This window comes from Nonomuraea sp. NPDC050202 (assembly GCF_040656115.1).
Classification (GTDB): Bacteria; Actinomycetota; Actinomycetes; order Streptosporangiales; family Streptosporangiaceae; genus Nonomuraea.
On record NZ_JBFALF010000004.1, the window covers coordinates 73,314 to 98,010 of the forward strand.

The window sequence follows — 24,697 nt, forward strand, 5'->3', positions numbered from 1 at the left end:
ACGAAAGGTGAAGCGCCGGTCCCCGGGCAAAGGGGGGCCGGCGCTTTCGCGTTCTAGGACAAATGGGGCGATAAGCGGGCTTTGTTCGATCTCCGGCGGAAGTTGGGGGAGTTTGGTCGATCCCCGCTCTTGATTTGCCCCATCGGTGATCTTATTGTCGCGGCATGACCCCCCAGCCGGGCTCCGCCGGCGACGTGCTGACGCTGATCAGCGCGGGCTCCGCGACGACCCGTTCCGATCTGGCGAGGCTGACCGGCCTGGCCAGGTCCACGATCTCCCAGCGCGTGGACGCGCTGATCGAGCGTGGCCTGGTCGAGGAGACCGAGAGCGGCGAGTCCACCGGCGGCCGCCCTCCGCGCCAGCTCCGCCTGCACACCGAGGACCACGCCTTCGCCGGCGTGGACCTGGGCGCCACGCACTGCCGGGTCGCGCTCATGGACATCTCGGGCAACGTGCTGGCCGAGTGTGAGGACGCCCTGCTGATCGGCGAGGGCCCCGAGAAGGTGCTCGCCCACGTGGACCAGCGGCTCGACCAGCTGCTCGGCCGGGTGGGCCGGCCCAGGAGCGCCCTGCGGGCGGTCGGGATCGGGGTGCCGGGGCCGGTGGAGTTCGCCACCGGCCGGCCGAACAACCCGCCGATCATGCCCGGCTGGAACGACTACCCCGTCCCCGACTACTTCGAGGGCGTCGAGGTCCTGGTGGACAACGACGTCAACGTGATGGCACTGGGCGAGCACCGGGAGGCCTTCGCCGACACCAGGCACCTGCTGTTCGTCAAGGTCGGCACCGGCATCGGCTGCGGGATCATGGCCGAGGGCAAGCTGCACAGGGGCGCGCAGGGCTCGGCGGGCGACATCGGCCACATCCGGGTCAGCGGTCACGAGGACGCCGGCTGCCGGTGCGGCAACAGCGCCTGCCTGGAGGCCGTGGCCGGCGGGGCGGCCATCGCGCGGCGGCTGACCGAGCTGGGCCTGGCGGCCGAGACGGGCGCCGACGTGGTGGCGCTCGTCCAGTCGGGCAACACCCAGGCGCTGCGCCTGGTCAGGGAGGCCGGCCGGCTCATCGGCGAGGTGCTGGCCAGCCTGGTCAACTTCTTCAACCCCGAGGTCATCGTGATCGGCGGCGCGCTGTCGCGGGTGCACGAGCACCTGCTGGCAGGGATCAGGGAGACGGTCTACCGCAGGTCGCTCCCGCTGGCCACGCACCACCTGTCGATCACGCCGAGCCGTACGGGGATCAACGCCGCCGCGCTCGGCGCCGGGATCCTCGCCATCGAGCACTACCTGTCACCGGACAACATCAACCGCATAGTCAACGCCTGATAGGACGCCTGATGCTGGTCATGAAGGGCATCGTCAAGCAGTTCCCCGGCGTGCGCGCGCTGGACGGGGTCGATCTGGACGTACGGGCGGGCGAGGTGCACTGCCTGCTCGGCCAGAACGGCGCCGGCAAATCCACTTTGATCAAGGTGCTGGCCGGAGTCCACCAGCCGGACGAGGGCACGATCTCGTTCAACGGGACCGAGGTGCGCCCCGGCAGCCCCATCGACGCCATCAAGCTCGGCTTCGCCACCATCTACCAGGAGCTCGACCTGGTCGACGGCCTCAGCGTGGCCGAGAACATCTTCCTCGGCCACGAGCACGCCCGCCTCGGCTTCGTGAACAGGGCCGCCGGCCGGCGCGCCGCCCGCGAGGTGCTGGAGCGCCTGGGGCACCCGGAGATCCGGCCCGCGGCGGAGGTGGGGCGGCTGTCCCCGGCGGCCAAGCAGGTCGTCTCGATGGCCCGCGCGCTCTCCCACGAGGCCCGCCTGATCATCATGGACGAGCCGTCGGCCGCGCTCGCCCACGACGAGGTGGCCAACCTCTTCCGCATCATCCGCGAGCTCACCGCCCAGGGCGTGGCCGTGGTCTACATCTCGCACCGCCTGGAGGAGATCCGCGAGATCGGCGACCGCGTCACGGTGCTGAAGGACGGCCGCACGGTCGCGGTCGGCCTGCCCGCCCGCGACACGCCCACCACGCAAATCGTTTCGCTCATGACGGGCAGGAACGTCGAGTACGTCTTCCCGCCCAGGGGCGGGCGCGAGCTCGGCGATGAGGTGCTCCGCGTCGAGGGCCTGTCCTCGCCGGGCCTCTTCAAGGATGTCTCGTTCGCCGTGCGCGCGGGCGAGATCGTCGGCCTGGCCGGGCTCGTCGGCTCGGGCCGCTCGGAGATCCTGGAGGCCGTGTACGGCGCCCGCCCCGCCACGGGCCGCGTCCTGCTCGACGGCCGCCCGGTACGCCGCGGCGTGGTCGGCACGGTCAGGAGCGGCATGGGCCTGGCCCCCGAGGAACGCAAGGCCCAGGCCCTGCTCCTCGACCAGAGCGTCACGGCCAACATCACGCTGGGCACCCTGCCGGGCTTCGCCAGGTTCGGCTGGATCGACCGCAAGCGGGAGCGGAGCGAGGCCAGGCGGCTGTCGGAGATGCTGAGCATCCGCCCACCCGACCCCGAACGCCCGATCAGGACCCTCTCGGGCGGCAACCAGCAGAAGGCCGTGCTCGCCCGCTGGCTGCTCGGCGGGCGCAAGCTGCTGCTGCTCGACGAGCCCACCCGCGGCGTGGACGTGGGAGCCAGGGCCGAGCTGTACGCGGTCATCCACGACCTGGCCAAGCAGGGCATCGGCGTGCTGCTGGTCTCCAGCGAGGTGCCCGAGGTGCTGGGCCTGGCCGATCGCGTGCTGGTGCTGCGTGAAGGGTCCGTGATCCACGAGGGAGAGGCGGTCGAGCTGGACGAGCACCGCGTACTGGACATGATCATGAATGGGAGGGCGGCCTGATGGGCGAGCCCACGACGAAGGCGGCGCCGGCTCTGCCGTCGATCCGCGGGGTCAGCGAGATGCGCCATCTCGGCCTGCTCGGCGCGCTGGCGCTGCTGGTCGTCGTCGGCCTGATCACCCGCCCCGAGAACTTCCTGACCACCTCCAACTTGGTCAGCATCCTGTCGCTGGCCGCCACGATCGGCGTGATCACGGTCGGCGCCACGTTCGTGATCATCGGCGGGGGCATCGACCTGTCGGTGGGCGCGGTCATGGCGCTGGCCAGCGTGTGGGCCACGACCCTGGCCACGCAGTCGTACGGGCCGGTCGTCATGGTGATCTGCGCGATCCTCGTCGGCACCGGAGCGGGGCTGGTCAACGGCTTACTGATCGCCTACGGGCGGCTGGTGCCGTTCATCGCCACGCTGGCCATGCTGGTGGCCGCCCGAGGGCTCGCGCAGCGCATGTCGGACCGCAAGACGCAGCTCATCGGGGCGGACAACACGGCCCTCGTGGACCTGTCGACCACGCGGCTGCTCGGCATCCCGCTGCTGGTCTACATCTTCGCGCTGGTCGTGGTGCTCGGCTGGATCGTGCTCAACCGCACGACGTTCGGGCGGCGCACGTACGCGGTCGGCGGCAACCCCGAGGCGGCCCGCCTGGCCGGCATCGACGTACGCAGGCACACCATGCTGCTGTACGCGCTGTCGGGCCTGTGCTGCGGCATCGCGGCCATCCTGATCATGGCCCGCACCACCACGGGTTCGTCCACCCACGGCGACCTGTACGAGCTCGACGCCATCGCCGCCGTGATCATCGGCGGCACGCTGCTCACCGGCGGCCGCGGCACGATCGTGGGCTCGATCCTGGGCCTGCTGATCTTCACCCTCATCACCAACCTGTTCATCCTCAACGGGCTCAACACCAGCGACCAGCTGATCGCCAAGGGCCTGATCATTGTCGTCGCCGTCCTTCTCCAGCGGCGGAATCTGAAGGAGAGAGCACCATGAGTGACAACGTCGCGCGCCGGGGATTCCTCATCGGCGGACTCGGCGGAGCTGCGCTGTTAGCGGCGGGTTGCACCAGCAACGAGCCCGCCGCGAGCCCCACCAGCGCCGCCCCGGCGCCCGCCCCGGCGGCCAGCGGCAACGACCAGCCGGGCACCAAGGTGACGATCGGCTTCTCCGCGCCCGCGGCCGACCACGGCTGGATCGCGGCCATCGCCAAGAACGCCGAGGCCACCGCGAAGCAGTACACCGACATCGACTTCAAGCCGGTCGAGCCGACCAACGACATCAACCAGCAGATCTCCGCGGTCGAGTCGCTGATCGCGGCCAAGGTGAGCGCGCTGGTCATCCTGCCCAACGACGGCCAGCAGCTCAACCAGGTCGCGCTGCAGGCCACCGCGGCCGGCATCCCGGTCGTCAACCTCGACCGGATCTTCCCCGACAAGCTGGCCTACCGCTCGTGGATCGGCGGCGACAACTACGGCATGGGCGTGGCCGCCGGGCACTACATCGGCAAGCAGCTCAAGGACAAGGGCGTGTCGAACCCGGTGATCGTCGAGATCCAGGGCATCGCCACGCTGCCGCTGACGCAGGACCGCAGCAAGGGCTTCGCCGACGCGCTGAAGTCGTACGGGTTCAGCGTCACGGCCAAGCAGGACGCGCAGTTCACCGTCGAGACCGGCAACGAGGTGGCCACGTCGCTGCTGCAGGCGCACAAGAAGATCGACGCGCTCTGGAACCACGACGACGACCAGGGCGTCGGCGTGCTGGCCGCGATCAAGGAGGCCAGCCGCAACGAGTTCATCATGGTCGGCGGCGCCGGCTCGCTGAACGCGATGCGCGAGATCCAGTCGGGCAGCTCCGTGCTGCAGGCCACGGTCACCTACTCGCCGACCATGGCCTCCTCGGCGATCAAGCTGGCGCGTCTGATAGCACAGGGGAAGGGCATGAGTGATCTGGTGGAGAACCAGGTTCCCCAGTCCATCACGCTCGCGTCCGAGACCATTACCAAGGAGAACGTCGAGAAGTACCTGGCACTCGGCTTCGAATCCTGATCCTGATCGGGGGTTGCATGTCAGACAGAACCACCATTGGCGTGGGCATGGTCGGCTACGCCTTCATGGGCCGCGTCCACTCCCAGGCCTGGCGCAGCGTCGGGGCGTTCTTCGACCTGCCGCTCGCGCCCCGCATGGCGGTGCTCGCGGGCCGGTCGAAGGAACGTACCGAGGCGGCCGCGGCACAACTCGGCTGGGCCGACATCGAGACGGACTGGAGAGAGCTGGTCAAGCGCGACGACGTGCAGATCGTCGACATCTGCACGCCCGGTGACTCCCACGCGGAGATCGCCATCGCCGCGTTGCAGGCCGGCAAGCACGTGATCTGCGAGAAACCGCTGGCCAACACCGTCGCCGAGGCCGAGGCCATGGTGGCGGCGGCAGCCGCTGCGCAGGGCAAGAGCATGGTGGCCTTCAACTACCGGCGGGTGCCCGCGATCGCGCTCGCCCGCCGGTACGTCGAGGAGGGCCGGATCGGCGAGATCAGGCACGTGCGGGCGCAGTACCTGCAGGACTGGATCGTCGACCCCGAGTTCCCGCTGGTCTGGCGGCTGCAGAAGGACAAGGCCGGATCGGGCGCGCTCGGCGACATCGGCGCGCACATCGTGGACGCCGCCCAGTTCATCACCGGCCAGAACGTGGTGGGCGTGTCGGCGCTGACCGAGACGTTCATCAAGGAGCGCCCCCTGGCGAGCGAGTCGGCCGGCCTCGGGGCCACCGGGTCCGCCGCCAGGGGCGAGGTGACGGTGGACGACGCGGCCCTGTTCATCGGCCGGATGTCGGGCGGCGCGGTGGCCTCGTTCGAGGCGACCCGCTTCGCCAACGGGCGCAAGAACGCGATGCGCATCGAGCTCAACGGCTCGCTCGGCAGCCTGGCCTTCGACTTCGAGGCCATGAACGAGCTGTGGTTCAGCGCCGGAGGCGGCGGGTTCGAGCGCATCCTGGTCACCGAGCCCGACCACCCGTACGTCGGCGCCTGGTGGCCGCCCGGCCACGGCCTCGGCTACGAGCACACCTTCACCCACGAGATCAAGGACTTCCTGGAGGCGGTCGCCACCGGCGCCGACCCCTCGCCGTCGTTCGCCGACGGCCTGCGGGTGCAGCGGGTGCTGGAGGCGGTCGAGCGCAGCGCGGCTGACGGCAGCCGCTACACGAACGTGGAGGACTGATGCGACCAGTCACGCTGTTCACCGGACAGTGGGCCGATCTGCCGTTCGAGGAGGTGTGCAGGCTGGCGGCCGAATGGGGTTACGACGGCCTGGAGATCGCCTGCTCGGGCGACCACTTCGACGTGGCCCAGGCCGTGGCGGACCCCTCGTACGTGGAGCAGAAGCGGGCCCAGCTCGACAAGCACGGCCTGAAGGTGTGGACGATCTCCAACCACCTCGTCGGCCAGGCCATCTGCGACCACCCCATCGACGAGCGCCACAAGGCCATCCTCCCGGCCCGCATCTGGGGCAACGGCGACCCCGAGTCGGTGCGCCAGGCCGCGGCCGAGGACATGAAGAACACCGCCCGCGCCGCGGCGCTGCTCGGCGTGGACACCGTGGTCGGCTTCACGGGCTCGTCGATCTGGCACACGGTGGCGATGTTCCCGCCGGTGCCGGCGTCCATGGTCGACGCCGGCTACCAGGACTTCGCCGACCGCTGGAACCCCATCCTCGACGTCTTCGACGAGGTGGGCGTGCGCTTCGCCCACGAGGTGCACCCGAGCGAGATCGCCTACGACTACCACACCACCGTGCGCACGCTGGAGGCCATCGGCCACCGGCCGGCGTTCGGGCTGAACTGGGACCCGTCCCACATGGTGTGGCAGGACCTCGACCCGGTCGGGTTCATCCTCGACTTCAAGGACCGCATCTACCACGTGGACTGCAAGGACACGCGGATGCGGGTCGGCGACGGCCGCAGGGGCCGCCTGTCGTCGCACCTGCCGTGGGCCGACATGCGCAGGGGCTGGGACTTCGTCTCGACCGGACGCGGCGACGTGCCGTGGGAGGACTGCTTCCGCGCCCTCAACTCGATCGGGTACGAAGGCCCCATCTCGATCGAGTGGGAGGACGCCGGGATGGACCGGCTCGACGGGGCGAAGGAGGCGCTGGCCTACATCCGCAAGCTGAACTCCATCACCCCGCCGACGACGGCCTTCGACGCCGCCTTCTCCACGACCTGACCCGCGCCGCGCGGCGCCCCGCTCCGGCTACGGGCGCCGCGCGGCCGGCACGGCATTGGCCGTCAGTCCATCAGGACGATCTGGCGCAGCACCTCGCCGCCCTTCAGCGCCGCGACCGCGTCGTTCAGGTCGGTCAGGCGGATGCGGGAGCTGATCATCGACTCCAGGTCCAGCAGGCCGGCCTTGTGCAGCTTGGCGAAGTAGGGGAAGTCGTGCCGCACGTCGGCCTCGCCGTACAGGCTGGACAGCAGGTTCTTGCCCTCGAACAGCAGGCTGAAGGCGGAGATCGAGACCATGTCGTCCATCGCGCCCGCCCCGACGACGATGACGTCGCCGCCCTGCCTGGCGAGCTGCCAGGTGCTCTGGATCGTGGCGGACTTGCCGACCACCTCGAAGGCGTAGTCGAAGCCGCCGCCGCCGGTGAGCTCGTTCAGCGCGTCGGGGACCTGCTCGGGCGTCACCGCGTGGGTGGCGCCGACCTTCCTGGCCAGCTCGTGCTTGGACGCCAGCGGGTCCACCGCGAGGATCGTCCTGGCGCCGGAGACCCGCGCGCCCTGGATGACGGCCAGGCCGACACCGCCGCAGCCGACCACCGCGACCGTGGAGCCGGGGCGTACCTTCGCGGTGTTGAGCGCGGCCCCGACGCCGGTCGTGATGCCGCAGCCGATCAGGGCCGCCGCCTCCCACGACACGTCGTCGTCGATCTTGATCGCGCCCTGCCAGGGCACGACGATCTCCTCGGCCCAGGTGCCGCACCCGGCCATCCCGAACACCGTCGAGCCGTCGCCGAGCCGGAAGTTGCCCTTGCTGAAGGACTCGATGACGTACTTCATGCACAGGAACGGCTGGCCGCCCACGCACAGCTCGCACTCCTGGCAGGCCGGGCGCCAGCTGATCACGACGTGGTCGCCCGGCTTGACCGACGTGACGTGCTCGCCCACCTCGACCACCTCACCCGCGCCCTCGTGGCCGAGGATGAGCGGCACGGGCTGGGGCAGCACGCCGGTCATGGCCGACAGGTCGGAGTGGCAGACGCCCGTCGCCCTGATCCGGACGCGTACGTCGGCCGGCCCGACGGGGGCCAGGGTGACGTCGTCACGGATGTCGAGCTTGTCGTTGCCTACGGCGTGCAGGATCGCGGCGCGCATGGGGGTTCCTCCTCGTTGCCTGCGGGCTATTCCTCGAGGGACAGAGCGGCTTTCGGGCAGGACCTGACCGCGTGGCGGACGCGGTCCTGCATCTCGGGGGGTGGTTCTGGCAGCAGGATGTGCAGCTGGTCGTCGTCGTCCACCTCGAACACTTCCGGCGCGAGCCCCATGCACACGGCGTTGGCCTCGCAGACCAGCTCGTCCACCTTGACCTTCATCAGAGCCTCCTGTGGTCCCATGAGACCACTTTCGTGCGCTCGACGACGTACGCAACCCGCTTGGCGCCGGTTTTCTCCACGTACGGGAGCAGCAGCTCGTCGGGTACGCCCGGAGTCATCCGGCGGGCGATCGCCAGGCCGATGGCCATGACCCGGTCGCGGTCGTCCACCTGCACGGCCTTGCCGTACACGAGGACGCCGCGCAGCTCGTCGTAGTCGTCGCCGGCTTCGACGAGGCAGCTCACCCGGGGGTCGCGGGTCAGGTTGCGGGTCTTCTGCGCCTTGGCGTAGGTCCAGAAGGAGATCCGGCCCTCGTCCAGGCCGTAGAACATGGTGACGAGGTGGGGGGTACCGTCCGGGTTGATGGTCGCGAGCTGCAGCTTGCGCGAGCCCTCCAGGAAGGCGGTGACCTCGTCGTCCGACATGGCGATGCGAGCGCGCTGATTCACGCTGCCAAGTAGAACAGGTTGCAGATCGGCCCTGCAAGGGCCGTTTGGAATGTTATTCGGTTCGGCTAGGGTGCATGCCTATGACGATGCCGTCAGAGCTGCTTTACGCGGCGAAGCACGCCAAGGGATTCATGCCGCCCGACGAGGGGCTGGCCCTGTTCGAGACAGCCTGCCGGTACGGCAAGCTCGGACCCATCTGCGAGATCGGCACCTACTGCGGCAAGTCGGCCGTCTACCTCGGCGCGGCGGCCCGGCAGAGCGGGTCCGTGGTCGTCACGGTGGACCATCACCGGGGCTCGGAGGAGATCCAGCCGGGCTGGGCGCACCACGACCCGACCCTGGTGGATCCCCGGTTCGGGAAGATGGACTCGCTGCCGACGTTCCGGGCCACGATCGCCTCCGCGGGCCTGGAGGAGGAGGTGATCGCGGTCGTCGGGAGGTCGGAGCGGGTCGCCGGGCTCTGGAACACGCCGCTGGGCATGCTGTTCATCGACGGCGGTCACTCTGAGGAGCCCGTGACCCGCGACTACGAGGGCTGGGCGCCGCACGTGATGGCGGGCGGGGCGCTGGTCTTCCACGACGTCTTCCCCGACCCGGCCGACGGGGGGCAGGCGCCGTACCGGGTGTACCGGCGGGCGCTGGACTCCGGCGCGTTCGAAGAGGTGGCGGTCACGGGGTCGATGCGCGTCCTGGAGCGCGTCGGGCCCGGTATCTGATCAGTTCACCAGGACGATCTTGCCGCGGGCGTGGCGGCTCTCGCTGAGCTCGTGCGCGGCGGCGGCCTCGGTGAGCGGGAACGCCGCCGCGACCGGCACTCGCAACCGGCCCTGCGCGGCCAGCTCGACCGCGATGCCGAGACCGTGCAGCGCCAGCGGGTCGGCGGCGGACCCGACGGCCGCCGCGGCGTCGTCTCCCGCCACGCCGTGTGACATGTGCACGCCGTGGGCAGCCGCGGCGGGGTCGGGCGCGATGGTGACCACGCGCGCCGGGTCGCCCGCGATGGCGATCAGGTCGGGCAGCGCCCCTCCCGCGCAGTCGAACACCGCGTCCACCCCGTCCGGTGCCAGCGCGCGGACCCGTTCGGCCAGCCCCGCCCCGTACGTCGTCGGCTCGGCGCCGAGCGAGCGCAGGAGGTCGTGGTTGTGCTCGCGGGCCGTGCCGATGACCCTGGCGCCGCGGGCCGCCGCCAGCTGGACGGCGACCGTGCCGACCCCGCCGGCCGCGCCCTGCACCAGCACGGTGTGCCCGGCGCCGACCGCGAGCCGGTCGAGCACCCTGGTGGCCGTCTCGACGCTGCCCGCGGCCCCGCCTGCCTCCTCCCAGCTCCACGCGGCCGGTTTCGGTGCCCAGGCGGCCAGGACCACGTGGTCGGCGTTGGCGCCGCGCGAAGCCATGGTCGCCATGCCGAACACCTCGTCGCCGGCGGCGACGCCCGTGACGCCGTCGCCGACCTCGTCCACGACGCCCGCGGCGTCGAACCCGGTCCGGTACGGAAACGTCACGGGCACCACCTCACGCATCCTCCCCGAGCGGATGTACGTCTCTCCCGCCGACAGCCCGGACGCCCTGACGGCGATGCGGATCATGCCCGGCCCGGCGTGCGGCTCCTCGACCTCGGCGACGTGCACCACGTCGGCGGGGCCGTACCCGGAAAACTGAACTGCTCTCATGTGCCGCACCGTAACGGAACACCCCGTCCGTTTGACTAAAGTGAGAGCGGTGACGGCCGAAGTGAGTCAGAAGCTGCGCTCGGACGCCCGCGACAACCGGGCGCGCATCCTCGCGGTGGCCCGTGCGGCCTTCGCGGCCGAGGGCCTCGACGTGCCGATCAGGGAGATCGCCCGGCGCGCTCAGGTGGGCGCGGCCACCGTCTACCGGCACTTCCCGACGAAGGAGGCGCTGCTCGCCACGGCCTTCGCCGAGCCGATGGCCCTGTGCTCCGCGGTCATCGAGGAGGGGCTGGCGGCGTCCGACCCCTGGCGGGGGTTCTGTCTGGTGGTGGAGAGGCTCATGGAGGTGCACGCCCTCGAACGGGGCTTCTCCCGCGCGTTCACCTCGCGGCTGCCCGCGGCGGCCGACCCCTTCACCGCCGACCGCGAGCGCGCGCTGCGGCTGCTGGTCGAGCTGTTCCGCCGCGCGAAGGAGGCGGGCGGCCTGCGGCGGGACTTCGTGCTGGAGGACTTCGTCATGGCGATGATGGCGAACGAGGGCATCCGCGCCGAGACCCCCGAGACGAGAGCGGCGGCGTCACGCCGTTTCGCGGCCTTGATGATCCAGTCGTTCCGTGCCGACCCCGAGCCGGCGCCGCTCCCGCCGGCCGTCAGGCTGTCACTGCCCGTCCGCTAGGGCGTCAGTAGCGGTGGCGGCGGGTCCAGGAGCCGCGGGTCTGCGACTGCCAGCGCTGGAAGTCCTCGTGCGTGTGCGCCTCGTGGCCGAGCGCGATCAGCGCCCGGTCGGTCCACGAGGCCGCCTCCTCCGGATCGGCGCCCGCCAGGATCGGCGCCGCCCGCGCCGCGTGCTCGGGCAGCTCTCCCGAGCGCAGCCGCGCCGCCACCGCGAAGGCGCACCCCTGCGCCAGGTACGCCCGGAAGCCGTCCGCCCCGGCCCGCTCGGTCAGCCACCACAGCTCGTCGGCCTCGGCACCGCCCGTGTACGCCGCCGCGAACCCGACCCCGCTCCACAGGTCGGCCCGCCGCGGGATCGCGTACCCGCCGATCCTGGTGGAGACGTCGTCGGGCGCGCCGCACTCGTGGTACCAGAGCAGCCGCCCCAGCCCCTGGTCGAACACCGCGCAGTGCGCCCTGGTGAGCAGGTCGGGCATCGTGCGCTCGCCCACCATGCGGTCGGCCCTGGACAGGCTCCACTGGAAGCCGAACCCGTCCACGGCCAGCCACCGCAGCAGCGGGTGGGCCCGCCGCGCGCCCCACACCGGGCGCAGCCGCAGCAGCGCGTACGCGCGGCCGGCGCCGAGGTAGGCGGCGTGGCGGTGATGCTGGGCGGGGCCGGCCAGTAGCTCGTGAAGGCGCCGGCCCCGGGTCAGGGTGAGCAGGTCGAGCATCGTGCAGGCGGCGGCGGCCCCCTCGTAGGCGAAGGGCCGCTGGGCCTGCGGGACCTCCTCGACCTTCTCGACTTCTCGTGACATCACCGCGTTGTAGCCGAACACGTACGAACGCTCGGACGTGGTGAAGACCGTCCGCGAAGCTCCGCCCCTGTGCCGGAACCTGCGCCGGCTCAGATCGGACTCCAGCGGATCCTTGGCCAGCAACCGCCGCAGGCCGCTGGCCGCGGAGAGTGTCGGCTCGGTCCTCGCCTGGTCCAAGAACGATGGTGTGCCCGTGTCGCCCACGCTTCCCCCGAAGACGCCTCGTACGTCACTCAGAAGCTAGTAAGCCCGCTCAGCGACCCATCGGCGGCGCACCGGCCCGTACGGGCAAAGAACCCGCAAAAGCGGTTGTACGGCCCCCTCAGCGCCCTTCGGCGGTTGTGTGGGCTTCGGGGCCCTCGGTGTGCACCGCGGCGCAGCCGCAGACCTCCGGGTCGAACACGGCGGTCCCGTCGATGTCGCGGAACAGTCCGCTCCCGGGCGAGAGCCCGAGCAACGCGTCGGCCGCCAGCACGACGGCGGCGGCGGTGTAGCCGGAGCGCTCGTGCGGGAAGTGCTTGCGGTTGGCGAACTGCCAGCCGGTCCAGTACGAGCCGTCCTCGTGCCGCAGGTGCTGCATGTCGGCGAAGAGCGCCAGCGCCCGCTCCCGGTCACCCAGCGCGTCGAGCGCCAGCACCAGCTCGCACGTCTCGGCCCCCGTCACCCACGGCTGGTCCGACACGCACCGGATGCCCAGCCCCGGCACCACGAACGTCGACCACTCGCGCTCCAGCAGCTCGAACGCCTGCTGTCCGCGCACCGCGCCGCCCAGCACCGGGTAGTACCAGTCCATGGAGAAGCGGCTCTTGTCCGCGAACGCCTCGGGGTGCGCCGACAGCACGTGGGCCAGCCGGTCGGCGGCCAGCTCCCAGTGCGGCTGCGGATCGCCCAGGTGGTCGGCGAGCAGCACGCCGCAGCGCAGCCCCTGGTGGATGGAGGAGCAGCCGGTGAGCAGCGCGTACGTCGCGGCCTGGCCCCGCGCGTCGCGCTCCCAGACGATCTCGCCGCGCTCGGTCTGCAGCCCCGCCACGTAGTCGAGCGCGGCCTTGACCATCGGCCAGCTCTCCTCGGTGACGCGCCGGTCGCCGGTGACGAGGTGGTGGTGCCAGACGCCGACGGCGACGTAGGCGGCGTGGTTCGTCTCGCCGCCCGGCTCCGTCGGCACGCCGTCGACCAGCTTCATCGGCCAGGAGCCGTCGGCGCGCTGGTGGCGGGCCAGCCAGGCGTAGCCGCGGCGCACCGGCTCGGCCAGGCCCGCCGCGGACATCGCCATCAGGCACTCGACGTGGTTCCACGCGTCCACGTGGCCCTCGGGCCAGGGCACGCCGCCGTCGTCCTGCTGGATCGCCGCGATGCTCTCGGCCGTCCGTACGACCTCCTCGCGGGAGATCATGGCTTCCTGACGTAGAGGACCACGCTCTTGCCGATGATCGGGTTGAGCAGGGACTCGGCGATCCTGGTGGCGGCAGGGCGCTTCATGATGTCCCAGACCAGCAGCTCGTGGTACGCCTTGGCGAGCGGGTGCTCGTCGTTGTTGACGCCGACCGCGCACTTGATCCACCAGTACGGCGCGTGCAGGCCGTGCGCGTGGTGGTGGGGGCCGATCTTGAAGCCGGTGGCCTTCAGCTTGGCCGACAGCTCGGCGAGCGTGTAGATGCGGACGTGGCCGCCAGGAGCGGTGTGGTAGTCCTCGTCCAGAGCCCAGCAGATCCGCTCGGGCAGGAAGCTCGGCACGGTCACGGCCGCCGTGCCGCCCGGTTTGAGCACGCGGAAGATCTCGCGCATGGCCGCCATGTCGTCCGGGATGTGCTCCAGCACCTCGGCCGCGATGACCCGGTCGAAGCTGCCGTCCTCGAACGGCATGTCCAGCGCGGTGCCCTGGACGGTCTCGCCGGTGGCGCCGTCGGGCACCTCGCCCGCCTTGTCCATCGCGACGAACATGCTCGCCACGCCGTCCAGCTCGGACTGGTCCATGTCGAACGCGATCACGTCCGCCCCGCGGCGCAGCACCTCGAAGGCGTGCCTGCCGCCGCCGCAGCCCAGGTCGAGCACGCGCACGCCCGGACCCACGGGCAGGCGGGCGAAGTCCACGGTCAGCACTGGTCAGCCTCTCCTCTTGTGGTTCTCGATGGCCTCGTGGTACGCCTCGACGGTCCGCTTGGCCACGACGTGCCAGGTGTAGCGCTCCATGACGCGGTCGTATCCGGCCTTGCCCACCCGCTCGCGCTCCTCCGGCGAGTCGTGCAGGCGGCGCAGCACCGCGGCCAGCTCCTCGGAGTCGCCCGGCGGCACCTGCACGGCCGCGTCGCCGACGACCTCGGGCAGCGCGCCCGTACGGCTGGCGACCAGCGGCGTGGCGCAGGCCATGTGCTCGACGGCGGGCAGCGAGAAGCCCTCGTACAGGGAGGGCACGACGGAGATCTCCGAGGTGGCGATCAGCTCGCCCAGCTCGTCGTCGGAGATGCCGTGCACGAACCGCACCCGGTCCTGCAGCGACAGCTCCTGCACGAGCTGCTCCGTCGGGCCGCCGGGGGTGGGCTTGCTGACGACGGTGAGGTTCACGTCGCGCTCGGTGGCCAGCTTCGCCACCGCGCGCAGCAGCGTGGCGACGCCCTTCATGGGGGAGTCGGCGCTGGCCACGGCCACGATCGAGCCCCTGCGCCTGGGCTTGTCCGGGCGCGGGTGGAAGTAGCGGGTGTCCACGCCGAGCGGGATCAGGCGCATGTTGGCCTGGGGGACGTTGAAGTCGCGGTGGATGTCGGCCAGCGACGACTCGCTGACGGTCAGGATCGGGCTGAGCTTCGGCGCGACGCGCGACTGCATCTTCACGAAGCCGTACCAGCGGCGCATGGTGAGCTTCTTGGCGCCCTGGGCGGCCTCCAGCTCGATGCGGCGGTCCACGCTGATCGGGTGGTGGATGGTGCCGACCACGGGGAACAGCTTCTGGATGCCGAGCAGGCCGTACCCGAGGGTCTGGTTGTCCTGCACGACGTCGAAGTCGCCGACGCGCTTCTTCAGCTCGCGGTAGGCCCGCAGCGTGAACGTCAGCGGTTCGGGGAACCCGGCGGTCCACATGGTGCCGACTTCCAGCCAGTCGATCCAGTCGCGGTACTCGTGCAGCTTGGGCGTTCTGAAAGGGTCCTCGTCGCGGTAGAGGTCGAGACTGGGCACCTTCCGGAGGATGACGCCCTCGTCCAGCTCGGGGTAGGGCTGGCCGGAGAACACCTCGACGTGGTGCCCGAGCGCGACCAGCTCCCGGCTCACGTGGCGGAGGTAGACCCCCTGACCGCCACAGGTGGGCTTGCTGCGGTAGGACAGAAGCGCGATCCGCAGCCTTCGCTCCCGCACGGACACCCCTTTCTCCGCCGGTAGGGCCCGGAGTCGGGCGTGTACCGTGAAAGATGACCTTAGTCCGAGAAGGCTACCATTCGGTAGGTCGGCTGGAATTGTTCACAATGGCCGTTGCAGGGCGTGCGAACTGCGACATTGCCGTAACCGAGCGTGGTTCGGTGGAACGTGTTCTATGTGGCCTGATGTCCTTGCGAGGTGCTTAGCTGTACATTCCCGTCTCAAAGGGACAGGGCAGGCGATAGTTGGAGGACCCCTTGGCCAGGCGCGCTCTGATCACCGGTATCACCGGCCAGGACGGTTCCTATCTGGCGGAGCATCTGCTCGAGCAGGGGTACGAGGTCTGGGGGCTGGCCCGCGGGCAGGCGAACCCGCGCGTGTCGCAGATGCGGAAGCTGCTGGCCGACGTCCGGGTGGTGCGGGGGGATCTGCTGGACCAGGGGTCGTTGATCTCGGCCGTGGAGCGGGTTCAGCCGGACGAGGTGTACAACCTGGGAGCGATCTCGTTCGTGCCCATGTCGTGGGAGCAGGCCGAGCTCACGGCCGAGGTGACCGGGATGGGCGTGCTGCGCATGCTGGAGGCGATCCGGGTGTGCTCGGGCGTGTCGCGGGGTGTTTCTCCTGGTTCGAGCGGGCAGATCCGCTTTTATCAGGCTTCGTCCTCTGAGATGTTCGGCCAGGTCAGCGAGACCCCGCAGAACGAGCGCACCGCCTTCCACCCGCGGTCGCCGTACGGGGTGGCCAAGGCGTACGGGCACTTCCTGACGCAGAACTACCGCGAGTCGTACGGCATGTTCGCCGTGTCCGGGATCCTGTTCAACCACGAGTCGCCGCGGCGCGGCGCCGAGTTCGTCACCAGGAAGGTGTCGCTCGGGGTGGCCCGGATCAAGCTGGGGCTGGCGACGGAGCTGCGGCTGGGGAACTTGGAGGCGCGGCGCGACTGGGGGTACGCCGGCGACTACGTCAAGGCCATGCACCTGATGCTGCAGGCCGGCAGGCCCGAGGACTACGTGATCGGGACCGGGCGGATGAAGTCGGTCAGGGAGCTGGTGGAGGCGGCCTTCAGCGCGGCGGGGCTGGAGTGGGAGCAGTACGTCGTCACCGACCAGACGCTGCATCGGCCGGCGGAGGTGGATCTGCTGTGCGCGGACCCGAAGAAGGCTCGGGTGCAGTTGGGGTGGGAGCCTCGGGTGTCGTTCGACGAGCTGGTGGCGATGATGGTCGAGGCGGATCTGCGGCTGCTCACGGACGGCGGCGACCCGCATGACGACAGCTCCTGGCCCTGATCGCCGCCCGCTGACTCCGGCCCGCTGACTCCGGCCCTCTGATCCCTGCCCTCTGATCCTGCCCGCTGACTGCCGGCCCGGGCTGCTGCCTGCTGGGTGTCCTCCCCATGCCCCCGTGCGCTTTGCCTCCGTGGGCCCTGCGCCCTGGTCGCCAAGCGTGCGCCCGTGCGCTCCCATCCCCGTGCGCGCCGTACGCCGTGCACGCTCGCGTCTTCAACCCCGCCTCATGTCCGGGCCATTGACAAAACGAATTTTTACGTAAAAAATTGCTTTTGCCATGAGAGACGTCCTGTATCTCGAAGAGATCGAGCAAGCCGAAGCCCTGCTCAAACCCCAGCGCGTGGAGGTGCTGCGGCAACTCGCCGAGCCCCGCACCTGCTCGGAGGTCGCCGAACGCCTCGGCCAGACGCCGCAGCGGGTCTACTACCACGTCAAGAGGCTGGTCGAAGCGGGGCTGGTCGACCAGGTGTCCGAACGGAAGGTGCGCGGCGTCCACGAGGGCATCTACCAGGCCGGAGCGCGCTCGTACTGGCTGTCGCCCCGGCTCGTGGGCCACCTCGGGCTGCGCAAGGTCCGCGATCAGCTCAGCCTCGGCTACCTGCTCGATCTCATGGAGGAGGTCCAGGCCGACATAGCGGCGCTCGACCGGACCGCCTCCGAGCTTCCGTCGATCGGTCTCTCCGGAGAGATCCGCGTGCGTCCGGAGCACCGCCAGGAGTTCCTGACCGAGTTGCAGGGCCTGCTGCAGAACCTGTTCACCCGCTACGGCGGGGCGGAGGGCGACGCCTTCAAGCTGGCCCTCGCCTGCTATCCGCTGACCGCTCAAGAGCCCAGAGGAGAACAAGACCATGACTGAGCCCATGATTGTCCGCGCCAGCGTCCCGGCGCCGGTCGAGCGGGTGAGCCGCGCGCTGACCGATCCGGCCGACCTGCGCGTCTGGCTGGCCGAGCACGTCGAGGTGGAGCTGCCGGAACGGTTCGCGTTCTGGGGGCGTACGACGCCGGAGGGCGACGCGCCGCACCAGCGGCTGCTGCACGCGGACGAGCGCACGGTGCGCTTCGCGTGGCTGCTCGACGGCGAGGAGACGACGACCGAGCTGTCGATCGAGGCCGACGGTGACGACCGGACGACCCTGACTCTGTCGCAGACGCACTTCGACTTCCAGGACGTCATCACGGGCAAGAGCATCCGGGGCGTGCTGCAGACGTACTGGTGCCAGGTGCTGACCAACCTGGCCGAGCACCTGGAGGGGCGCGCGCTGACGCCCATGCAGGACTACACCTCGACGGACATGCGGGTCGAGGTCTCGGTCGACGCGCCGGCGTCGAAGGTGTTCCATGCGATCACCGACTCGGAGGCGGTGTCGCGGTGGTTCGGCTACACGATCGAGATCGAGCCGTACGAGGGCGGGCGCCTGGCCATGGGCGGCTTCGACAACAACCCGGACCCCTCCAAGGTGCTGGAGGTCGTGCCCGACCGCAAGTTCTCCGTGGACTGGGGCGACGGGGGGGTCGGAACGTGGGAGCTGGAGGGGTCCGGCGGGAAGACGCGGCTGACGCTGGTGCAGAGCGGCTTCGACCAGGCGCACCCTCCGTACGCGGCGTGGGGCGGCTTCCTGTCGGGGCTCGCCGAGCTGCGACGCTACCTGGAGGTGCCGGACTGGAAGCCGGTCATCATGGCGTAGGTGTTCGGCGTCCTCGCCCGCCACACCCTGGACAACCGTCCCCTGTCCACAGAACCTCGTTCTGCCCACCCCCTGTCCACAGAACCCCGTTCTGCCCATCCCCGCTCGGCCCGGCCGCGGCATCCTTCGCCCATGAACTCACCGCTGCTTCCACCTCCGCCGCCGGGCACATCCATCCCGCCCGCGCCGTCACCGGCAACATCGTCCTCATCCTCGTCCTCGCCCTCCCTGGCGGAACGCGCCCGCCGCGTGACCCGGGCAGCCCCGCAGACCACCGTCTGCCGCCAGACCGCAGCACACATCTGGGGCATCAAGACCCTCTCCACGCCGGAGGAGGTCTGGCCGGTGGAGCTGACCGCTCACAGCCACCTCGCGATCCCCGGCTGCGTCACCTATGTGATGCCTCTGCCTGACGAGGACATCACGGAGCACAGAGGCATCCGTCTCACCACCATGGCCCGCACGGCGCTCGACTGCGCCCGCTGGCTGCCGCGTATGGAAGCCGTGGCCGTCCTCGACCAGTTCGCCCGCAGAGGCGTGGACCTGGAAGCCCTGTGGTACCGACCCCTGAACACGTGGAGCCTCCGCGAAACCCTCAGCCTCGCCGACCGCGGCGCAGCCTCACCCCGAGAGAGCTGGCTGAGGGTCATCCTGGTCGACGGCGGCCTGCCCAGGCCCACCACCCAGATCAGAGTGGAGCTGGGCGAAGACCGATCCGCCTACCTCGACCTGGGCTGGGAGGAGTTCAAGGTCGCGGTGGAGTACGACGGACAGGAGCACCACACCTCACCCGCCGACCAGCAGCACGACGCGGACCGCCGCGAGGAGTTGCGCCGGCGTGGCTGGCGCGTGATCGCCGTCCGCCGAGACGTCATCCCCGGCCAGATCGCCGACCTCCTCCACCACGTGGCCAACGCCTTGATCGAACGCGGCTGGCGCCCGGGCCCGCAAGGCACGATCCGCATCTTGAGCCGCATCCGAGCAGCCCGCCGCGACCGCCGCTACCGGTTACCCCCCTCACCCCTGCCACCCACGACGCACCCACCCGCGTTCCGCCGCAGGAAGGAAGGAGGAAGACGGAAAGCGGGGCGCGGAAGAGAGGGGAGACAGCGGAAGGAGGGAGGGGCCGGCGGCGGAGACCGGAGGGTGGAAGCGGTCGGGTCAGCCGATGGTCACGGGCAGTTCCTTGATGCCGTTGATGAAGTTGGAGCGCAGGCGCCGGACCTCGCCCGTCTGGCGCAGGCGGGGGTGGCGGCGGGCCAGTTGCTCGAAGAGGACGCGGAGCTCCAGCTTGGCCAGGTGGTTGCCCAGGCAGAAGTGTGCTCCGCCGCCGCCGAAGCCGATGTGGGGGTTCGGGTCGCGGGCGATGTCGAAGATCTCGGCGTCGGGGAAGACGGAGGTGTCGCGGTTGGCGGAGGAGTAGAAGACCACGACCTTGTCGTTCTCCTTGATCTCCTGCCCGCCCAGCACCTGGTCGGTGGTCGAGGTGCGCCGGAAGAGGTTGACGGGGGAGACCCAGCGGACGATCTCGTCCGCGGCCGTCCTCGCCAGTGCCGGGTCGGCGACCAGACGGTCCCACTGGTCGGGATGGTCGAAGAGCGCGAGCATGCCGCCGGAGGCCGCGTTGCGGGTGGTCTCGTTGCCGGCGACCACGAGAAGGAGGACGAAGAGGTCGAACTCGTCCTCGCCGAGGGTCTCGCCGTGCTCGTCCGACTGGAGGAGCTTGGTGACGATGTCGTTCCTGGGGTTGGCCCTGCGCTGGGCGGCGAGCTGGTTGGCGTAGGCGTAGACCTCCATGGCCGCACCCGAGCCCTCCTCGGGGCTGGCGGCGTAGTCGGGGTCCTGGGAGCCGATCATGCGGTTGGACCAGTTGAACAGCTTGTCGCGGTCGGTTGCCGGGGCTCCGAGCAGCTCGCAGATCACATAAAGAGGCAGGGGCGCGGCGACTTCGGTGACGAAGTCGATCTCGCCGGTCAGCTTGTCGAGGAGGTCGTCGCAGATGTCGCGGATGTGCTGTTCGAGTGCTCCGATCGTGCGCGGGGTGAAGCCGCGGTTGACCAAGGAACGCCGCCTCGTGTGCTCCGGGGGGTCCTGGTTGAGCATCATGAGGCGCTGGAGCGCGATCTGGTCCTCGGGGAGGTCCTCGAAGAGGGCGAGTTTACGGTGGGAGGAGAAGAGGTCGGAGTGCCGCGACACGTGCACGACGTCCTCGTAGCGCGTCACGGCCCAGAAGCCGGGCTCGCCCTCGTGCCAGTGGACGGGGGAGTTCGCGCGTAGCCAGGCGAGCTGGTCGTGGGGTGGGCCGGCGTTCGCGTAAATGTCCCTGTCGACAAGGTCGATGTGCACGCGGGTCACCTCTTGATCAAGCGCTTGGTTAGGACTATCTGAAACGTGTTCTATTACGGCGCTGTACGGTCGTCAAGGACGGGCATGGATCCTTCCTGATGCGTCCTGCCGCAAACCGCCTCTGAGCTGCTCCTTTCTTGTCGTATCGCATGTCGCCGGCTCTTTGTGTCACTCGCCATGCCCCGCCAGGTGTTCCTCGTCCACGTAGCGAGTCGTTGCTTGGGACGTCCTTGCCGTTCGTGCGGGTCGTGTCCGCCCTGGCAGGCCGTTGCGGGCGGCCGCAGGTTGATGGGCGTCTGGCTGTGTTGCCGCAGTGTGGCGCGTTGTGGGTGGGTTGGGTCAAGCTCGCGTCGTTTGCGTTGCTTTGCCTTCGCGTCGCCTCGTTTTGGGTCGTCTCGCCGCGCGTCGCCTCTCCCGCGTCGTGTCGCCTCGTGTCGCCTCGCCTCGCGTCGCCTCGTGTCGCCTCGTGTCGCGTCGCCTCGCCTCGCCTCGTGTCGCGTCGTGTCGCGTCGCGTCGCGTCGCCTCGCGTCGCCTCGCGTCGCCTCGCGTCGCCTCGCGTCGCCTCGCGTCGCCTCGCGTCGCCTCGCGTCGCCTCGCCTCGCGTCGCCTCGCGTCGCGTCGCCTCGCGTCGCGTCGCCTCGCGTCGCGTCGTGTCGTGTCGCCTCGCGTTGGCTTGCGTCGCATTGTCTCGCTGTGCGTCGTGTCGCCTGCCCTGCGGTGCGTCGCGTGGCGCTTCCTTGCCCTGTCCCGGGGCGTGCTTCGGAGGGAGGGTTTGTCGTCCGATGTATGGGTGGACGGGATTTCGGCTGTGTGGACGGGAGGTGGTCGGGTGGTTAAGTGGGTTCACAAGTGGGAGAAGGGCTTTATGGGGGTGTTTCGTGGTTACGGATCGGATGTATCCGTCATGTGGCACTTGACACACTCCGTTCACCAGCACGAGCATCTTGAAACGAGACATCCGATGTATCGATGAGAAGGGTGCGGTGTGAAGCTGCTGCGAGTTGGACCCGTCGGCCAGGAGCGGCCGGTGGTCATGGATGACGCCGGTAACCTGCGCGACATCGGAGAGCCCGAGATCGACGGGGCTTTCCTCGCTTCCGGGGGAGTGGCGCGTGTCCGCGAGGCGCTGGAGCGTGGGGATCTGCCCGTTGTCGAGGCCGAAGGGGTGCGGATCGGAGCGCCGATCGCGCGGCCCGGGAAGATCGTCTGCATCGGCCTGAACTACAGCGATCACGCCGCCGAGTCCGGTGCCGCGGTGCCGGCCGAGCCTGTGGTGTTCATGAAGGCGAGTAACACCATGGTCGGCCCGTACGACGAAGTGCTCGTGCCGCGGGGCAGCGTGAAGACCGACTGGGAGGTGGAGTTGGCCGTCGTCATCGGACAGCAGGCCCGTTACCTCGGCAGCCGGGAGGAGGCGCTCGGTGTGATCGCCGGGTACGCGATCTCCAACGATGTCTCCGAGCGGGAGTTCCAGCTGGAGCGGGGTGGACAGTGGGACAAGGGGAAGTCGTGTGAGACCTTCAACCCGCTGGGCCCGTGGCTGGTGACGGCCGACGAGGTGGGCGACCCGCAGAACCTGGCGATGCGGCTCTGGGTGAACGGGGAGCTGCGGCAGGACGGCGACACCAAGAACATGATCTTCGATGTGGCCGAGGTCGTGCGGTATCTGAGCCAGTTCATGGTGCTGGAGCCCGGTGATGTGATCAACACCGGTACGCCGGCCGGCGTGGCGATGGGGATGCCCGGGCAGCCGTACCTGCGGGCCGGCGACGTGATGGAGCTGGAGATCGAGGGGCTCGGGCGGCAGCGCCAGACGGTGGGGCAGGCATGACCGGAGCGATGGACTCTCCCAAGGACGTCGCGGGGGTTCACGAGGGCACGGGGGGACCCGGCGACGGTGCGGGTCCGGGTGTGGGCGTGGCTTCCAGTGCGGGCGAGGGCGCGGGTCCCAGTAAGGGTGAGGGGGCGGGGGCGTACAGGATCGTGGAGATGGAGACGCACGACGTGCGGTTCCCGACCTCCCGCCAGCTCGACGGCTCCGACGCGATGAACCCCGACCCCGACTACTCCGCCGCCTACGTGGTCCTCAAGACCGACGACGGCTACGAGGGTCACGGGTTCGCGTTCACGATCGGCCGCGGCAACGACGTCCAGACCACGGCCATCAGCGCCCTGGAGCCGTACGTGCTCGGCAAGGACGTCGAGAACCTCGGCGCGCTCTACCGCGACATGGTGGGCGACTCGCAGCTGCGCTGGCTGGGCCCGGAGAAGGGCGTCATGCACATGGCGATCTCCGCCGTGGTCAACGCCCTGTGGGACCTCAAGGCGAAGCGGGCGGGCAGGCCGCTGTGGCGGTTGCTGGCCGAGATGTCGCCGGAGGAGATCGTCGAGCTGATCGACTTCCGGTATCTGAGCGACGCGCTGACGAAGGACGAGGCCCTCGAGATCCTGAAGAGGAACGAGGCGGGCAAGGGCGAGCGGATCGAGCGGCTGATCCAGGAGGGGTACCCGGCCTACACCACGTCCCCCGGCTGGCTCGGGTACGACGACGAGAAGTTGCGGCGGCTCTGCAAGGAGGCGTTGGAGCAGGGGTTCGGGCAGATCAAGCTCAAGGTCGGCGCGGATCTGGAGGACGACCGGCGGCGGTTCAGGGTGGCGCGCGAGGTGTGCGGGCCGGACTTCCCCATCGCGATCGACGCCAACCAGCGCTGGGACGTCGCCTCGGGCATCGAGTGGGTCAACGCGCTGCGCGAGTTCAGGCCGCACTGGGTGGAGGAGCCGACCAGCCCTGACGACGTGCTCGGGCACGCCGCCATCGCCAGGGGCATCGCCCCCGTGCCGGTGGCCACGGGCGAGCACGTCCAGAACCGCATCGTGTTCAAGCAGCTCCTGCAGGCCGAGGCCATCTCGTACGTGCAGATCGACTCGGCCCGCGTCGGCGGCGTCAACGAGAACCTGGCGATCCTGCTGCTGGCGGCCAAGTTCGGGGTGCCGGTGTGCCCGCACGCGGGCGGGGTCGGGCTGTGCGAGCTGGTGCAGCACCTGTCGATGTTCGACTACGTGGCGGTCACCGGGACGATGGAGGGCCGCGTGATCGAGTACGTCGACCACCTGCACGAGCACTTCGTGGACCCGGTGGTGATCCGCGACGGCCGGTACGTGGCGCCGTCCAGGCCGGGGTTCAGCGCGGAGATGCACGCGGAGTCGATCGCCGCCCACACGTTCCCCGGCGGCGAGGTCTGGCGGGACGGCGGCACACCATGAGCGGGGGACAGGGCACGAAGGAGAGCGGCGTGAGTCTGAAGGCGGTCGTGACCGGCGGCGGTTCCGGCATCGGGCTGGCGGCGGCGCAGGCGCTGGCCGGGCGCGGCATGACGGTCGCCTGCCTCGACCTGAACCCGCCCGGTGAGCCGTTCATCGGCATCAAGGCCGACGTGACGGACGACGCGCAGGTACGGGCGGCGGTGGCCGAGGCGGCCGAGCGGATGGGCGGCATCGACGTGCTCGTGAACAACGCGGGCATCGGAGCACAGGGCACCATCGAGGACAACCCGGACAGCGAGTGGCACAAGGTGTTCGACGTCAACGTGCTCGGCATGGTCCGGGTGGCGCGGGCGGCGCTGCCGTACCTGAGGAGGTCCGGGCACGCCGCGATCGTGAACACGTGCTCGATCGCCGCCACCGCGGGGCTGCCGCAGCGGGCGCTCTACAGCGCCACCAAGGGCGCGGTGCTGTCGCTGACGCTGGCGATGGCGGCGGATCACATCCGCGAGGGCATCCGGGTCAACTGCGTCAATCCGGGCACCGCCGACACGCCGTGGGTGGGCAGGCTGCTGGACGCGGCCGACGACCCGGAGGCGGAGCGGGCGGCGCTCAACGCCAGGCAGCCGATGGGCCGCCTGGTCACGGCGGAGGAGGTGGCCGCGGCGATCGCGTACCTCGCGAGCCCCGAGTCCGCCTCGACCACCGGCACCGCGCTCGCGGTGGACGGCGGCATGCAGGGGCTGCGGCTCCGGCCCGCCAACTAGGGCCAAGCTACTCA

Annotated in this window: 23 protein-coding genes and 1 pseudogene; 15 read left to right on the forward strand and 9 right to left on the reverse strand. The window is 70.2% G+C overall.

Annotated elements, in window-relative coordinates; all coding sequences use genetic code 11:
• Positions 1 to 164 precede the first annotated feature (164 nt).
• The 6 genes from AB0I79_RS14090 to AB0I79_RS14115 are packed head-to-tail and all read left to right on the forward strand — an operon-like array spanning position 165 to position 7,032.
• Positions 165 to 1,322, forward strand: a complete 1,158-nt coding sequence (locus AB0I79_RS14090) for an ROK family transcriptional regulator (protein WP_357871836.1) — start codon at positions 165 to 167, stop codon at positions 1,320 to 1,322.
• Between the two features lie 11 nt (positions 1,323 to 1,333).
• Positions 1,334 to 2,818, forward strand: a complete 1,485-nt coding sequence (locus AB0I79_RS14095) for a sugar ABC transporter ATP-binding protein (RefSeq protein ID WP_357871839.1) — start codon at positions 1,334 to 1,336, stop codon at positions 2,816 to 2,818.
• Positions 2,818 to 3,807 carry an ABC transporter permease gene (locus AB0I79_RS14100; protein WP_357871842.1) on the forward strand — a complete coding sequence of 330 codons (990 nt, stop codon included), beginning with the start codon at positions 2,818 to 2,820 and terminating at the stop codon, positions 3,805 to 3,807. The genes AB0I79_RS14095 and AB0I79_RS14100 overlap by 1 nt, the downstream gene beginning before the upstream one ends.
• Positions 3,804 to 4,859, forward strand: coding sequence for an ABC transporter substrate-binding protein (locus AB0I79_RS14105; RefSeq protein WP_357871844.1), 1,056 nt, complete (start codon positions 3,804 to 3,806; stop codon positions 4,857 to 4,859). Before AB0I79_RS14100 ends, AB0I79_RS14105 begins: the two co-directional genes overlap by 4 nt.
• 17 nt (positions 4,860 to 4,876) lie before the next feature.
• A complete protein-coding gene (locus AB0I79_RS14110; RefSeq protein WP_357871847.1) occupies positions 4,877 to 6,028 on the forward strand; it encodes a Gfo/Idh/MocA family oxidoreductase in 1,152 nt (383 codons plus the stop codon).
• Positions 6,025 to 7,032, forward strand: coding sequence for a sugar phosphate isomerase/epimerase family protein (locus tag AB0I79_RS14115; protein ID WP_357873047.1), 1,008 nt, complete (start codon positions 6,025 to 6,027; stop codon positions 7,030 to 7,032). The genes AB0I79_RS14110 and AB0I79_RS14115 overlap by 4 nt, the downstream gene beginning before the upstream one ends.
• Before the next feature lie 62 nt (positions 7,033 to 7,094).
• Here AB0I79_RS14115 and AB0I79_RS14120 read toward each other — a convergent pair whose 3' ends face one another.
• From AB0I79_RS14120 to AB0I79_RS14130, 3 genes are read right to left on the reverse strand one after another with little or no spacing between them, the layout of a single operon-like run.
• Positions 7,095 to 8,180 (reverse strand): alcohol dehydrogenase catalytic domain-containing protein, encoded by a 1,086-nt coding sequence (locus tag AB0I79_RS14120; protein WP_357871849.1) that lies wholly within the window; start codon positions 8,178 to 8,180, stop codon positions 7,095 to 7,097.
• Positions 8,181 to 8,206: 26 nt separating this feature from the next.
• Positions 8,207 to 8,398 (reverse strand): ferredoxin, encoded by a 192-nt coding sequence (locus AB0I79_RS14125; protein WP_225269183.1) that lies wholly within the window; start codon positions 8,396 to 8,398, stop codon positions 8,207 to 8,209.
• Positions 8,398 to 8,847: a pyridoxamine 5'-phosphate oxidase family protein gene (locus AB0I79_RS14130; protein WP_357871851.1), complete on the reverse strand. Its 450-nt coding sequence runs from the start codon at positions 8,845 to 8,847 to the stop codon at positions 8,398 to 8,400. The genes AB0I79_RS14125 and AB0I79_RS14130 overlap by 1 nt, the downstream gene beginning before the upstream one ends.
• Positions 8,848 to 8,921: 74 nt before the next feature.
• Here AB0I79_RS14130 and AB0I79_RS14135 point away from each other — a divergent pair, with 74 nt between their 5' ends.
• Positions 8,922 to 9,563, forward strand: coding sequence for a class I SAM-dependent methyltransferase (locus AB0I79_RS14135; protein ID WP_357871854.1), 642 nt, complete (start codon positions 8,922 to 8,924; stop codon positions 9,561 to 9,563).
• On the opposite strand, the gene AB0I79_RS14140 is transcribed toward AB0I79_RS14135, so the two are convergent.
• Positions 9,564 to 10,517, reverse strand: a complete 954-nt coding sequence (locus tag AB0I79_RS14140) for an NADP-dependent oxidoreductase (RefSeq protein WP_357871856.1) — start codon at positions 10,515 to 10,517, stop codon at positions 9,564 to 9,566.
• Positions 10,518 to 10,566: 49 nt separating this feature from the next.
• On the opposite strand from AB0I79_RS14140, the gene AB0I79_RS14145 reads away from it, so the two are divergent.
• Entirely contained in the window at positions 10,567 to 11,193 is a 627-nt protein-coding gene (locus tag AB0I79_RS14145; RefSeq protein ID WP_357871860.1) for a helix-turn-helix domain-containing protein, read from the forward strand.
• Positions 11,194 to 11,197: 4 nt separating this feature from the next.
• Here AB0I79_RS14145 and AB0I79_RS14150 read toward each other — a convergent pair whose 3' ends face one another.
• From AB0I79_RS14150 to AB0I79_RS14165, 4 genes are all read right to left on the reverse strand, one after another.
• Positions 11,198 to 12,166, reverse strand: coding sequence for a DUF1702 family protein (locus AB0I79_RS14150; protein ID WP_357871863.1), 969 nt, complete (start codon positions 12,164 to 12,166; stop codon positions 11,198 to 11,200).
• A gap of 145 nt (positions 12,167 to 12,311) precedes the next feature.
• Entirely contained in the window at positions 12,312 to 13,382 is a 1,071-nt protein-coding gene (locus AB0I79_RS14155; protein ID WP_357871866.1) for a prenyltransferase, read from the reverse strand.
• Complete coding sequence (locus AB0I79_RS14160; protein WP_357871869.1) at positions 13,379 to 14,089, reverse strand: methyltransferase domain-containing protein; 711 nt, start codon at positions 14,087 to 14,089, stop codon at positions 13,379 to 13,381. The genes AB0I79_RS14155 and AB0I79_RS14160 overlap by 4 nt, the downstream gene beginning before the upstream one ends.
• A gap of 3 nt (positions 14,090 to 14,092) precedes the next feature.
• On the reverse strand, positions 14,093 to 15,343 hold the full coding sequence (locus AB0I79_RS14165) for a glycosyltransferase family 4 protein (RefSeq protein ID WP_357871871.1): 1,251 nt from the start codon (positions 15,341 to 15,343) through the stop codon (positions 14,093 to 14,095).
• Positions 15,344 to 15,594: 251 nt separating this feature from the next.
• Here AB0I79_RS14165 and AB0I79_RS14170 point away from each other — a divergent pair, with 251 nt between their 5' ends.
• The 4 genes and pseudogenes from AB0I79_RS14170 to AB0I79_RS14185 form a co-directional block, all read left to right on the forward strand.
• Entirely contained in the window at positions 15,595 to 16,623 is a 1,029-nt protein-coding gene (locus AB0I79_RS14170; RefSeq protein WP_357871874.1) for a GDP-mannose 4,6-dehydratase, read from the forward strand.
• 277 nt (positions 16,624 to 16,900) lie between these two features.
• Positions 16,901 to 17,479, forward strand: coding sequence for a helix-turn-helix domain-containing protein (locus tag AB0I79_RS14175; protein WP_357871877.1), 579 nt, complete (start codon positions 16,901 to 16,903; stop codon positions 17,477 to 17,479).
• The gene (locus tag AB0I79_RS14180; protein WP_357871879.1) at positions 17,472 to 18,308 is read left to right on the forward strand and encodes an SRPBCC domain-containing protein; all 837 of its coding nucleotides are present in this window, start codon (positions 17,472 to 17,474) and stop codon (positions 18,306 to 18,308) included. The genes AB0I79_RS14175 and AB0I79_RS14180 overlap by 8 nt, the downstream gene beginning before the upstream one ends.
• Before the next feature lie 495 nt (positions 18,309 to 18,803).
• Positions 18,804 to 19,163 (forward strand): annotated as a pseudogene (locus AB0I79_RS14185) (DUF559 domain-containing protein); the annotation flags it as partial.
• A 306-nt stretch (positions 19,164 to 19,469) separates the two neighbouring features.
• Here the strand turns inward: AB0I79_RS14185 and AB0I79_RS14190 are convergent.
• Positions 19,470 to 20,654 carry a cytochrome P450 gene (locus AB0I79_RS14190; protein ID WP_357871882.1) on the reverse strand — a complete coding sequence of 395 codons (1,185 nt, stop codon included), beginning with the start codon at positions 20,652 to 20,654 and terminating at the stop codon, positions 19,470 to 19,472.
• A 1,034-nt stretch (positions 20,655 to 21,688) separates the two neighbouring features.
• Here AB0I79_RS14190 and AB0I79_RS14195 point away from each other — a divergent pair.
• From AB0I79_RS14195 to AB0I79_RS14205, 3 genes are all read left to right on the forward strand, one after another.
• Positions 21,689 to 22,486 (forward strand): fumarylacetoacetate hydrolase family protein, encoded by a 798-nt coding sequence (locus AB0I79_RS14195; protein ID WP_357871885.1) that lies wholly within the window; start codon positions 21,689 to 21,691, stop codon positions 22,484 to 22,486.
• A 158-nt stretch (positions 22,487 to 22,644) separates the two neighbouring features.
• A complete protein-coding gene (locus AB0I79_RS14200) occupies positions 22,645 to 23,919 on the forward strand; it encodes an L-fuconate dehydratase (protein WP_357871888.1) in 1,275 nt (424 codons plus the stop codon).
• A 29-nt stretch (positions 23,920 to 23,948) separates the two neighbouring features.
• Positions 23,949 to 24,683 (forward strand): SDR family oxidoreductase, encoded by a 735-nt coding sequence (locus AB0I79_RS14205; protein ID WP_357871890.1) that lies wholly within the window; start codon positions 23,949 to 23,951, stop codon positions 24,681 to 24,683.
• Positions 24,684 to 24,697 lie beyond the last annotated feature (14 nt).